The sequence below is a fragment of the Aquisphaera insulae genome, from assembly GCF_011064615.1.
GTDB lineage: Bacteria > Planctomycetota > Planctomycetia > Isosphaerales > Isosphaeraceae > Aquisphaera > Aquisphaera insulae.
This window is the reverse complement of sequence record NZ_JAALJH010000151.1, coordinates 1-11425: the sequence shown is the minus strand read 5'-3', so window position 1 is coordinate 11425 and position 11425 is coordinate 1. Positions and strand designations below refer to the sequence as shown.

Genomic DNA, 11425 nt, shown 5'->3' with positions numbered 1-11425 from the left:
GCCTCTCCCCCTCCGGATAATCCGCGTCCGAAACAGTCGCCCCATCAGGCTGACCGAATCGCTGCTCGCACTTGGTAAGGTTGCGTTCTGCGATCTCTTGGAGGCTCAGCCCGAACTTCGTCGCGACGTTCGTCAGATACCAGAGCATGTCGCCCAGTTCTTCGACGAAACGCTCCCGAAATAGCAGGTGCGTATCGCCGTCGCGCAGATATTTCTTGTACTCGCTCAGCAACTCGCCGGCCTCACCAGCCAGACCGAGGAGTGGAATCATCATAGCCTTTTGGTCCGTCGGCTCCTCCGCCGGGTTGCGGTCCGTCTTCTTAGCCCGTTCTTGGTACTCAGTGAAGTTCATCTCCGCCTCCGGCCTCGCTGAGGATGTGGTTGTCGCAGCGGACGAACCACCTTTTGGATGAGCCGCCACCGCCTCGTTTATCCCCCACTTCGGGGGATACCAGTACTCGATCGGTTCCGGGTTCGCTCGAAACTTCTGCTTGATCCGGGTGCGCCCCGTTACCCCGGCGATCTCCGGGTGCATGACGCGCGCATATTTGTCGACTTCACAGAACAGGTTCTGGCAATCGATGAGCTGGAGGCGACGGCCCCAGAGCGAACGAAATTCGAGGCCCAGCCGCGCGAACTCCACCTCCTGCCGGTCGGCCATGAACCGGATCACATCCGGTTCGCTCATGCGTTCCGTGCTGGAGAAGCACTTACGAATTCCATCAATCGAGCCGGGGCCGGGCACGACGAACTCCGTCTCGGTGAAGTCGGTGACCGTGCTGTAGTTGATGTCAGTGACGTACTGGTAAGCGAGGAAGTCGCCAATCGTAGGGTACGACCGGATCAGTTCGAAGGCCCGCGCCATCGATCCCGCCTCGGCCAGCCGGGCGGGCAGCTCGGCCTTCAACATTTGCTCGATCAGCGTCAGATGGTTGCGGTGCTTGCGGTCGTGGCCGAGTGACCCGGCCGAGGGCATGATGTACGCAGCCGAATAGATTCGAGTGCCGCGGTCCATCGCCCTGCTCAGAACCCGGTCATACCGCTTGAACGAATACTCGGCGTAGGTCAGTGGCCCGACGCTTTTCTCCAGCATCTCCCAGGTTTCGATTCGGTTGAACAGCTTGAACAGCAGGATTCGGAATACCGTCTCCGCAGGGTCACCCGGCAGATCGTCGCGATAGATCACGCGCCGAATCAGGTATTGGCTGACCCTATCCGACGCCCTGAAGGCGTTGGTGAATTTATGCGCGAGCAGGACGGGATCGTCGGTCCACGGCGGCGACAATCGCTCCAGCCGCCGGAAGAAGACCTGTTGCCTTTCTGCCGCGAATCGCCAGTAGGAGTTGTAAACGGCCGTCGGCTTGAGCGGAGCTATGTCCGGGAGCCGCCCCGGCTCGGCGCGCACCGGCTCGCTTGCCGAAAATAGACCAGCCGATTCAGGTTTCTCCCCTTTGCGTTTGCCCATGCCCCGCCCCCTGGCAATAGCGAGCGCGCCTCCGAAAACCGTAGACACTCGCCGCGAGATTCACGATCCGATCAGTTTGTCACGGCCTGCTCGGCGAAGATGCCGGCGGCCTCCTGAATCAAGGCCCGCGCCTTGACGATGCCCCACCGGTTCTCCCTGACTTTGTCGTCACCCTTGTCGATCTCGGCATGCGTCGAGATGCAAGTCAGCGGGCCGACCGTCAGGTCCGCCTGCTTTGCGACGAACGCCTGAAGACGGCCGAGGCCGATCAGGTTGCCGAGGCAGCGGGTGATGTACGTGTGGTTGCGGTACGTCACCGTCAGGCTCAGTCGCCGGTCGGAATGGCGCTTAAAGCTCAGAAAGCTGAGGCACGGCGCATCTCGGTATTTCCTGCGGTCGGAATCCGGGTTGTAGATCGGAAGCTCGTATGCGGCCTTGTACGGCGTGCGGGCGGTGTTCTGCTTCTTGAGTTTCTCGATGATCTTTCCGAGAGGATCATATACCGTGCCGTCGCTGTCGACGCGGCGAGTCATCCGGTCGAAATAGCGCCCCCATCTCTGGGTCGTCAGCCTGTCATAGACCTTGCGGTATTCGGCGACCAGATTATCCGCGCCGGACCTGCGATAGATCGCCGACGGGAAGATCGTATTCACGACCGTTGAAATGGGAGCCTGCTTGTGCTCCCGGAGGAACGCGTCGACCAACTTGACCACCCGGTTGTCTTGGGCGTCGAATTTGAGCGGGTCGTCGACGCCGATGATGACGTTGTAACCCTCCCCGGACCTCGCGATCGCGGAGGCAGCAGCGACCCACGCGCGGGCGCAGCTCGGTTGCGACTCAAGGTCGATGTGCACGTCGATTCCCTCAGTTGATAGTGACCATCTCCATGATCCTAACCTTCATGTACGGCTCGGCGATCCATGCGTATCCGGCCAGTCCCCACCCGGTTCCCCAGCTATTCCTGACCATCAAGAACCTCGCCCCGGCCGATTCGCCCGTCGCGACCGCGATGACCGCATGCCGCCGGGTGGTGTCGACGGCCTCTTTCGAGTCCACCACTCCGGCCTTCGGATTGTAGAAGGCATTCGAGATGGACATGCCGATCAGGACAGGCGTCCCGGCGTTCACCCTCTGCCACGCCCGGCCGAATTTGCCCTTGAGCATCCTCGAAGCCCGGCGGAATACGGTCCCGACTTTCGCTGGCGGCTTCCAGGGGGTCGAGACAGCCCGCAGATAGGGCCACCCGGCCTCCAGCGGCTGGCCGTCTTGATCCAGCGCGTCGCGGATCGAAGGGATGTTCGACCCGGACGCGTGGCTCGCCCCTTGCCGCTGGATCGCGTGGTAGAACAGGTACTCGCACGAGAGGTCGGCCCACGTCGTGTCCCGCACCGACGCGTGCGAGTCGCTCGTCGCGAACGCCAAACAGGTCGGACGAAGTCCCTGCTCGCGGGCCGGTCCGAACTGGCCGCGAAGATCGCGAACGATGATAATGGAACTCATGCGACTCCCAGCAGGGCCTCCCGTTGCGCCTGTAGGAGCCCCGCGGGAACCGGTCCCGTGAAGTCCAATTCGAGGTTGAGCGAGCGGAGCGGTTCGGATTCCATCCAGGGCCGGATTTCGCTCAGGTTGACGTGTCCGATAGCCCCCGTTCTGGACTCGGCGACCACCTTGCGGAAGACCATGCCCCCGACCGTGTCTTTCTCATGGGGATCGGTGCGCCCATCCTTCACGACGGCCAGCCCCACCGCGGCGAGGTCTTCGATCCGCCACAGGTAGCCCGAGCCGCTATGCTCCAGCACGTTGATCACCACGAGGTCCGACCGGCTCCCTTCGAGGAGCAATCCGTCGTCGCGCTCGGTGATCAGCCAGACGTCGCCCCGGTAGTTTTCAGGTTCATAGGGGGCCAGCAACCGTCGCTTGATATCCCTCGGCTTCACCGCCAGCAGGTCATCGTAAGCCGACCCGTCGATGCTCCGCCCGGAGAGCAGCGAGTGACACGTCGCCGAATAGCTCGCACCGAGGCGGAGCGAGAGCTGATAAACCGTGTCCGGCTCGATCAGATTCTCCGGCTTCCAACCCTGCCTGCGAACATGCTTCGCAAGAAGCCATCTGGGGAGAAGCAACTGGGACGCGAAGGCGTTGGCCTGAATATCCTGCAGGTCGTAACCGCCGGCGATTTTGGCCCCAAACGGTGATCGCATCAGGACGTCTTCGGGGTCGAGGCTGGGCGTGTGTCCCATCACCGCATGCCCCAGCTCGTGCGCGGCCGTGAATCGCTGGACCGGGAGCTGCCTCTGCGTGGTGATGATGACTCCGGGCGCGCCTTCGTTCAGATAGGCGCCGAGGAGCTTATCCAACGGGCGGAACATGACCGGCAGGTCGCGCTTCGCCATCATGCCGAAGACGTCGATCCGGCCTTCATCGCCGTCGGTGTAGCTCTTGGTTTCGAACTCCTTATGGAGCCGATCCGCCGCCTGGGCGGCCCTCAGGATGGCAGTCCGCATATCGGCCACGGCCTAGCCCTCCTTTTGCTGCTTCCTCGCCCGCAGGAAATCCGCAAATCGACCAAGCTCGGCGCGGTCGTCGGCCGACAGCTCGGACGCCTTCCGCGCCAGATGGGCGATGTCCTCACCGTAGGTCGGGTCATGAGCTTCGTCGCCGGTGAAATGGCTGACGGGCCGCTTGTAGAGTGTCGCGAGCTTTTTCAGCTCAAGCGCATCAACCTTCCGCTGACCCGATTCGATGTTCGAAAGCGCGGACCGCGATACGTCGAGGTATTTGGCGACCTCCTCCTGGGAAAACCCCAGGTATTCGCGAGCTTCGCGGAGCCGCTCGCCCAGGGTCTTCCGATCGTCATCCTTGACGTCCGGCTTTTTGCCCCGGTCCTTGCTCATGAGCGCCCTCCAGATCGGTAATTGTCGTCCCACAGCCGACGCAACTGGCCGGACATATGCTCGAAGGCGTCGTCTTCACTCGTGTAACCACCGCGCCGAACGAGCTTCTCCGGAGGGAGGGGGAAGTCGAATAGATCTTCCAGCGACACCAGCACCGAAACCATCCTCAGCGAATCGAGCAGAGGCTCCCATTCGCCACGCAGGTCCTCGCCTTCCTCGGCGGCTTCCCGGATGCCTTCCCGGAGCCGGCTCTGGACGTCGGCAATCGGGTAGACCGCGTCGGCGGTCGCGGGTTTTTCGGGAGCCTCAACCAACATAGGTGCTGCCTCCTTAGGGCCTTACCGTCCCCCTCCTGCAATCATCCTACGAGCCGTCCGTCTGAAAATCAAGCAGCATGGACGGATTTTGTCCGATTTTCAGACAATTGGCGCGGTTTTTCGGCGCAACCTGAATCAGGACAGTCAGTTTGGGACGAGCCCTGAATGAGCAGGCAGTGATTCGCCGACCGGTCGGGGTTATTGTCAGCAATGTCAGGCACGCCCCGGACACTGAGCTGCCGATCAGAGAGGGTGCCCGACACATCCTGCGGGCTATGCGACCGAAGGAGAGCCAGCGATGATCCACGACCTGACCATCGGCCATCTCGATCCCGCGGCCATCTGCGACCGGCAGGCGGTTGCCTTCCAGCCGCTCGACTCGGCGACGGTGGCTCGCGCCCTGGCCGGCTTCCCCGGCCTCAAGATCGAGGAGTGCGACGGCTATGTCATCGCCCCGTGGCACGGCCGCGAGGACGCTGAGAGGGGAGAGGCGTTCGCCGCTCGCCTACAGGCCGAAACCGGCTGCTTGGTCGCCGACCGGAGGAACGGGCGGATCATCGAGATGGGGCAGGTGGCGGGCCGTGCGGCGGGCTGATTCTCACGACGCAGGTTGGATTCATCCTGCCTCCAACTCCCATCCCTAGACTCAGCCACCTCGGGCCAACCCCAGCATCTGCCGTTTGACGTAAGGCGTCAGGAGGGGAGGAGGTTCGCACAAATCGCTTGCGCCCTGCTGATATCCGCGCTAGCCTCTGGGCCGTATGGAGATACGGCTGACACAGGGCAAGGTGGCCCACATCGATGACGAGGACTTGCCCTTGGTCGCGCCCTACCGCTGGTACGCCAAGCTCGACCGATCCACTGGCCGCTTTTACGCTTACAACAGAAGCCACCGCCTGATCATGCATCGCGTGATTTTCGGTGCCAAGAAGGGCGATCCGATGGTCGACCATATCGATCAGGACGGGCTCAATAACCGGCGAGGCAATCTTCGCTCTTCGAACGATCACCTCAACCAGATTAACCGCGGGAAGAAGAAGAACTCGGTGTCGAGGTACAAAGGGGTCTCGTGGAACACCCGGAAGCAAAGGTGGGTCGTCCGCTTCAGCTGGCTCGGTAAGGACCACTACGTCGGGGCGTTCAAGGACGAACGGATCGCCGCCCAGGCCTACAACGAGGCCGTTCTCCCGCTGGCTGGAGAGCACGCTCGACTCAACGTCATTGACTGGTCAGCCGAAGGATCTGGGCCCGCGCTTCATCCGATAGTTTCGGCCAAACGACGACCAGCCGCATGAGCTCGACGGCATGTCCACCCACCGTGCAGGCAATGTGCAGGCAGCGAGTACACGGAAATTCGCAAACCGTTTCGGCGTCGAAACTTGTAACCTGCTGGATTCTCTTGCAATTCCCGCCGCCTCCACTCTTTCGGCACCGGGAGCCCCTGTCTCCACGTTCCAGAACGCGATGCGACGCGAAGCCCCCGCTGCGGGGCTTCGCTCATTTCTGGACCGTGACCCAGGTCGAACCGGGCCGGGTTGCCGCGATAGTCCGATCGATTTCGCCCCTCCCTCGATGGACAGCCCCCGGCAATCCCGGGGGCACGCCGATGGAGGTCTTCCGCGGCTTCCCGTCGTCTGCGCGGGAGGGCTTCCCGTTCGACTTGGTTCTGCCCGCGGGGCCGTTCCATGGCTCGAGAAACGAACCCTGGGTCGGTGAGGACGAGGCAAGGCGGATGTGATTGCGACGAGGCGACCTTCCCCACCTCACGCCTTCATTCCCCCCAGTTCTCCGGGAAATTGTATCCCGCGAACTTCCGGTCGGCGTATTCCTTGAAGGACGGACTCTTCAAGGCGGCGACGATGTCGGCGACGAACGGCTTGCCGACATCCTCTGTCCGGACGACCGCCCAGTTCACGTGCTCCTTGCCCTTCTCGCGGGCGAGGGCGGCGCTCAGCTTCATGCCCGAGGTGACGACATAGTTCCCGTTGATGATCGCGTAATCGACATCCTGTGCCGACCGGGGGAGCTGCGCGGCCTCGAGCTGGACGATCTCGACGTGCTTCGGGTTCGACGTGATGTCCTTCGGGGAGATGTGGAACGGGTCGGCACCCTCCGGCAAGGCGATCCAACCGAGGTCGGCCAGGATGCGGAGCGCCCGCGCCAGGTTGGTCGGGTCGTTCGGGACCGCGACGCGGATGCCGTCCGTCGCCTCCGCGAGCGTCTTCCTCTTCCCCGCGTAGAGGCCAAGAGGTGCGGTCGGCACCTGCGCGACCGGGGTCAGCTTCAGGCCCTTCTGCGCGACGAACTCGTCGAGGTAGGGCTTGTGCTGGAAGATGTTGGCGTCCAGCCGCCTCTCCGCCAGCGCGATGTTCGGCTGCACGTAATCGGAGAACTGGACCAACTGCACCCGGTAGCCCTTCGCCTCCAGTTGGGGTTTCAGGCTCTGCGAGACGATGTCGGAGAAATCTCCGGCGGTGGCCCCGAAGGTGATCGACTTCGTGTCGGTCGCGGCGTTGCAGCCCGAGAACACGACAAAGGCGGCGACCGGGATCAGCCAGGTTCCGACCGCCGAGAGGGAGCGAGGCTTCATGGCATTTTCCCGATGGGCTAACGCATGTCGATGCGTCGTGAGATGAAATTCCCGAGCGTCTGGACGGCCTGCACGAACAGGACCAGCCCGAGCACGGTGACGAACATCACATCCGTCTGGAATCGATAGTAGCCGTAGCGGATGGCCAGGTCGCCGACGCCCCCGCCGCCGATGATGCCCGCGGCGGCGGAGTAGCTCAGGTAGCTGACGCTCAGGCTGGTGAAGCCCAGGACGAGCCCGGAGCGGGCCTCCCGAAGCAGCACCTTGAAGACGATGTCCGTCGTCGACGCGCCGAAGGCCAGCGCAGCCTCGATGACGCCCCCCGGGACGTCCGAGAGCGACAGCTCCACCAGCCGGGCGAAGTAGGCGGTCCCGGCGATGGCCAGCGGGACGGAGGCGGCGATCGGGCCGATCGTGGTGCCGGCAAGCGTCCGGGCCAGGGGCGCCGACGCGATCATCAGGATCACGAAGGGGAACGAGCGGACGACGTTGATCAGTCCGCCGACGATCGCGTAGAGGGTGGGCCTGTTCAGCAGGCGTTCATCCCGCCAGAGGAAGAGCGTCGTCCCCAGCGCGGCTCCCAGCAGGCCCGAGAGCGTCAGGCCGATGCCCAGCATGATGCCCGTTTCCTTCACGGCCTGCCACAGCTCCGGCAGGAGGTTGATCACGCCCTCCATCAATCCTCCTCCACGAACTGCCGCCCGAACTCACTCCGCGGCCGGATCGTGCCGTCCTCGACCTCCAGCTCCTCCACCACCTCGCCCGCCTTGAACAGGGAGACCCGGTGGCAAAGGCGTCGGATCACCCGCATCTCGTGGGCGGCGATGATGATGGTCAGGCCCAGCCGGCGATTGAGGTCCGAGAGGCAGGCGAGGATGTCGTTCTTGATCAGCGGGTCCAGGGCGCTGGTCGGCTCGTCGGCCAGCAGCACCCTGGGGTGGTTGGCGATGCTCCGCGCGATGGCGACGCGCTGCTTCTGCCCGCCCGAGAGGTTCGCCGGGTACGCGTTCGCCTTCTCGGCGATCTGCATCAGCTCCAGCATCTCGGCCACACGGGGGCGGATGTCCGGGGGCCTCCAGCCGGCCACCTCCAGCGGGAACGCGACGTTGCCGGCCACCGTGCGGTTGGCCAGCAGGTTGAAATGCTGGAAGATCATCCCGATCCGCTGCCGGGTCTGCCGTAGCTCGTGCGGTCGCTTCGCGAGCAAGTCCTCGCCGTCGATCAGCACCCGGCCGTCGTCGGGACGCTCCAGGAGGTTGATCGCCCGCAGGGCCGTGGACTTCCCCGCGCCGGAGAGGCCGATCAGCCCGTGGACCTCGCCCTCCGACACCTGAAAGCTGACGTCTCGCAACGCCGCGATGGTGCCGTGCGGGGTGTGATACCGCTTGGAGATGGATTCGACCCGTATCATGCCGTTCTCACACGTGGCGGGCGGACGCAGGGCGGCGTCCCTACCTGGACGCTTCCCCCTCGCCCGCGTCTCCGCGTCCGTATACCGCTCGTTCCTTCTCCTCCGAGTAGGGGCCCCGGACGACGCGACCCTTGATCGCCTGTGAGTTCTTCAGCATGTTGTAGATCGGGCAGACCGCCTCGACGGACCGCTGCAACGCCTCGATCGTCTCCCTGGGCTCGGGCGAGCCGATCTTGACCGTGTAGCGGACGTCCTTGAGGCTGGGCGGGGCGGACGTGTTCCCGAGGCGGGTCGTCAGCGTCCCCTCGACGTCCAACTCCAGCGCGTCGAGCGCCACGCGCTTCTTGGCGGCCTCGATCTCGTAGATATGGGTCAGGCAGGTGATCATCGTCCCGAGGATGTGCTCCTCCGGGGTCGGGCCCAGATTGTGGCCCGCCAGGTGACGGGGATTGTCGTGGATGACCTGGAAGTTCCTGACGTCGGTGCGGATGTGCCGGATGCCCGTCCCGCCCTCGATCTTGACATGGGCGCGGAGCGGCGGCCTGGCGTCGTCGCGGGGCCTGGCGGAGTCGCCGCGGACGTCCGGCGGCTTCACCCCCTGGGCGGCGGCGTACTTGTCCTCCAGGAACTCGCGGAGGCCGCCGAGCGTCTTCCCCTCGCGCGAGGTCGGTGTGTAGATCAACCGACCGTGCTCGATGTCCTGGGGATGGCTCACCAGGTTGAGCACGGGGGAGAGCCGCTCCACCGTCGCGCGCAACGCCTCCAGCTCCGCGTCCGAGGCCGGGGATTCAACGAAGACGGTGTATTCCAGGGCCTGGGGGTAAACGACGCGAGTCCCCCGAGCTTGCGAGGCCCCCGGCCGCGCGGTGAAGACCACCTCCAGGGTGTCGATGGGTGTCCCGCGGATCGCGGCCTGGGCCAGGAAGTCGCCGGCCACGGCGCTGCCCAGCACGCCGACGAGGCTCGGCCACGAGCCCGCCCCCAGCTCGAACTCGGCGGTCTCGCGCCCGCCGTCGCTGAGGATCTGGAAGTCGCGGATACTCAGGCGGCGGATGCCCGTGCGGCCCTCCGCGGTGACACGCGCCGACAGTGGCAACGGCCGATTCTGTTCGGGCCGGTCTTTCAGGAGGAAGAGCGAGGATCGCAGGCGTGCCTGGAAATCCCTCAAGGAATCGCTCGCGTCGAACCCATCGGGCGATTGAGCCCAGTCCCGCGAGGTATGGGTCGCCTGCGCCTGGGCGGATGGGGAGATCGCCAAGAGCAATCCCAGGGCGGCCGGGATGTACGCGACCGCCCGGCGTGTCGGCTCTTGCATGATGGATATCCTCGAGATGAGACCGCTCCACGCCGGGATGAGTCCCCGACGAGAAGAGCAACCGTGCAACGCCTCGCATCTCGGCCAGGCCGAACCCCTCAAGTCTTGCCCGCGGCACTCTTGAAGATCTTACCGGCACCGCGTTTAATGTCAACAATTCCTATCGAGATTACGGACTAATGCTTGATTTGTCCGATCGAAGCTGTAGTTTATACCCAACGGAAACCGTTCGGATCGACCGTTGCTATCGAGGATGACCGCAGAATCCATCCGGAGCTGAAAGCCATGTCCCATTCGCCCCGAGACCCCGAGTCCTCGGAACGGGTCGCCCAGGACGCCGTCGAACGGGTCGTCCGAAACACCGAGATCGATCAGCGATGGGCCGACTGGCTGGCCCCGACGCGTCGCGGCATCTTGCGCGGGGCCGGGGTCGCCGCGGCCGGGTTGGCCTTCGGCGGCCTCGGGGCCGAGGCGTCCGATGGCCTCGACTCCGGATTCACACCCATCGTGCCCCCGAAGGATCAAGGCGTCAGCCCCTGGGGGCTGGATACGGCCAAGGAGCCGACCCCGAGACCGAAGAGCCTCTGGCCGGGCCATCCCGACAGGCTGCCGGAGAAGCCGCGACCTTACACCGACATCAAGAGTTATCACGCCCACTTCTACTTCGATGAGGACAGCTACGAGAAGGCCGCCCTTCTCCGCAAGTGGTCGGCGGAGCGCTTCCCCGTCGAGCTGGGCAACTGGAACCTGGAGCCGCGCGGCCCGCACGTCACGCCGTCCTTCTACTTCGGCTTCACCAACGACCTGCTGCCGATCATCGTCCCCTGGCTGCAGCTCAACAGCCTGGGCCTGACCATCCTGCTCCACCCCAACACCGACGACCCGCGTGCGGACCACCTCTACTACACGCTCTGGGTGAATCGCTCGCAGCCCGTGAATGCCTACGGGATGAAGCGGGCGGGCACTCCCGACGCGCCGGTCATCGAGAAGATCCTCCCGAACATCAAGCCGACGGTGAAGCTGGAAGTGTGAGCGGCCGGAGGGTCCCGGGGGCGTCATGCGAGTGTTCATGGCGGCCGTCGTCCCGGCGGCGTCGCCGAACCTCCCGGCCGCCGGGACCTGCCGGGGCCGGGCGAATCCGGCGTCGGATCGATCGCGAGGACATCCCGGACTTCGGCTCGATGCCGGTGCGTACCGAGACCGACAACGCGATGGCACATCCGGTGAACGGGCTCCCCATTCTGGACACGGCCTAGATCGAGTCTCCGGGCGACCGACGAGCCGACTTGCGGTTCACTCGACCCCATCGATGAGAACGAAGGTCACCCGATCGCACTCCGTGACGTCCTCGCCCGGGTGGCCGCATACGGCGAGCCCAGATCCCCCTCCCCGCTCGCCATCGCCTCGGCTGACTCGCCTGCATGTGCTCTCTG

13 protein-coding genes are annotated in these 11425 nt (G+C 64.5%); 3 read left to right on the top strand and 10 right to left on the bottom strand.

What is annotated here, in order from left to right; translation table 11 throughout:
* The 6 genes from G6O54_RS35460 to G6O54_RS35435 form a co-directional block, all read right to left on the bottom strand.
* A partial coding sequence (locus G6O54_RS35460) for a nucleotide kinase domain-containing protein (RefSeq protein WP_205679152.1) occupies positions 1 to 1465 on the bottom strand: 1465 nt, incomplete at its 3' end.
* Positions 1466 to 1536: 71 nt separating this feature from the next.
* On the bottom strand, positions 1537 to 2319 hold the full coding sequence (locus tag G6O54_RS35455) for a thymidylate synthase family protein (RefSeq protein ID WP_165235243.1): 783 nt from the start codon (positions 2317 to 2319) through the stop codon (positions 1537 to 1539).
* A 10-nt stretch (positions 2320 to 2329) separates the two neighbouring features.
* Positions 2330 to 2965 (bottom strand): C1 family peptidase, encoded by a 636-nt coding sequence (locus tag G6O54_RS35450; protein WP_165235240.1) that lies wholly within the window; start codon positions 2963 to 2965, stop codon positions 2330 to 2332.
* The gene (locus tag G6O54_RS35445) at positions 2962 to 3969 is read right to left on the bottom strand and encodes an ImmA/IrrE family metallo-endopeptidase (protein WP_250847236.1); all 1008 of its coding nucleotides are present in this window, start codon (positions 3967 to 3969) and stop codon (positions 2962 to 2964) included. The genes G6O54_RS35450 and G6O54_RS35445 overlap by 4 nt, the downstream gene beginning before the upstream one ends.
* 12 nt (positions 3970 to 3981) lie before the next feature.
* Complete coding sequence (locus G6O54_RS35440; protein WP_165235233.1) at positions 3982 to 4359, bottom strand: helix-turn-helix domain-containing protein; 378 nt, start codon at positions 4357 to 4359, stop codon at positions 3982 to 3984.
* Positions 4356 to 4673 carry a hypothetical protein gene (locus G6O54_RS35435; RefSeq protein WP_165235230.1) on the bottom strand — a complete coding sequence of 106 codons (318 nt, stop codon included), beginning with the start codon at positions 4671 to 4673 and terminating at the stop codon, positions 4356 to 4358. The genes G6O54_RS35440 and G6O54_RS35435 overlap by 4 nt, the downstream gene beginning before the upstream one ends.
* A gap of 301 nt (positions 4674 to 4974) precedes the next feature.
* Between G6O54_RS35435 and G6O54_RS35430 the strand changes: the two genes are divergently transcribed.
* Together G6O54_RS35430 and G6O54_RS35425 are read left to right on the top strand one after the other, a co-directional pair.
* On the top strand, positions 4975 to 5271 hold the full coding sequence (locus G6O54_RS35430) for a hypothetical protein (protein WP_165235227.1): 297 nt from the start codon (positions 4975 to 4977) through the stop codon (positions 5269 to 5271).
* A 223-nt stretch (positions 5272 to 5494) separates the two neighbouring features.
* On the top strand, positions 5495 to 5971 hold the full coding sequence (locus tag G6O54_RS35425) for an AP2/ERF family transcription factor (protein ID WP_205679151.1): 477 nt from the start codon (positions 5495 to 5497) through the stop codon (positions 5969 to 5971).
* 476 nt (positions 5972 to 6447) lie between these two features.
* Here G6O54_RS35425 and G6O54_RS35420 read toward each other — a convergent pair whose 3' ends face one another.
* Genes G6O54_RS35420 through G6O54_RS35405 form a run of 4 tightly spaced genes read right to left on the bottom strand, consistent with a single transcriptional unit; the run spans position 6448 to position 9992 of the window.
* Complete coding sequence (locus G6O54_RS35420) at positions 6448 to 7266, bottom strand: MetQ/NlpA family ABC transporter substrate-binding protein (RefSeq protein ID WP_165235224.1); 819 nt, start codon at positions 7264 to 7266, stop codon at positions 6448 to 6450.
* Between the two features lie 17 nt (positions 7267 to 7283).
* Complete coding sequence (locus tag G6O54_RS35415; protein WP_165235221.1) at positions 7284 to 7946, bottom strand: methionine ABC transporter permease; 663 nt, start codon at positions 7944 to 7946, stop codon at positions 7284 to 7286.
* Entirely contained in the window at positions 7943 to 8677 is a 735-nt protein-coding gene (locus tag G6O54_RS35410; protein WP_165235218.1) for a methionine ABC transporter ATP-binding protein, read from the bottom strand. Before G6O54_RS35410 ends, G6O54_RS35415 begins: the two co-directional genes overlap by 4 nt.
* Before the next feature lie 40 nt (positions 8678 to 8717).
* A complete protein-coding gene (locus G6O54_RS35405) occupies positions 8718 to 9992 on the bottom strand; it encodes an OsmC family protein (RefSeq protein ID WP_165235215.1) in 1275 nt (424 codons plus the stop codon).
* Between the two features lie 285 nt (positions 9993 to 10277).
* Here G6O54_RS35405 and G6O54_RS35400 point away from each other — a divergent pair, with 285 nt between their 5' ends.
* The gene (locus G6O54_RS35400; RefSeq protein ID WP_165235212.1) at positions 10278 to 11024 is read left to right on the top strand and encodes a DOPA 4,5-dioxygenase family protein; all 747 of its coding nucleotides are present in this window, start codon (positions 10278 to 10280) and stop codon (positions 11022 to 11024) included.
* The last annotated feature ends 401 nt before the right edge of the window (positions 11025 to 11425 follow it).

Bases quoted from the DNA above. Each gene is read 5' to 3' on its own strand.
- G6O54_RS35450 (WP_165235240.1), bottom strand. From the start codon at position 2,965: ATGAGTTCCATTATCATCGTTCGCGATCTTCGCGGCCAGTTCGGACCG.
- G6O54_RS35445 (WP_250847236.1), bottom strand. From the start codon at position 3,969: ATGCGGACTGCCATCCTGAGGGCCGCCCAGGCGGCGGATCGGCTCCAT.
- G6O54_RS35440 (WP_165235233.1), bottom strand. From the start codon at position 4,359: ATGAGCAAGGACCGGGGCAAAAAGCCGGACGTCAAGGATGACGATCGG.
- G6O54_RS35430 (WP_165235227.1), top strand. From the start codon at position 4,975: ATGATCCACGACCTGACCATCGGCCATCTCGATCCCGCGGCCATCTGC.
- G6O54_RS35420 (WP_165235224.1), bottom strand. From the start codon at position 7,266: ATGAAGCCTCGCTCCCTCTCGGCGGTCGGAACCTGGCTGATCCCGGTC.
- G6O54_RS35410 (WP_165235218.1), bottom strand. From the start codon at position 8,677: ATGATACGGGTCGAATCCATCTCCAAGCGGTATCACACCCCGCACGGC.
- G6O54_RS35405 (WP_165235215.1), bottom strand. From the start codon at position 9,992: ATGCAAGAGCCGACACGCCGGGCGGTCGCGTACATCCCGGCCGCCCTG.
- G6O54_RS35400 (WP_165235212.1), top strand. From the start codon at position 10,278: ATGTCCCATTCGCCCCGAGACCCCGAGTCCTCGGAACGGGTCGCCCAG.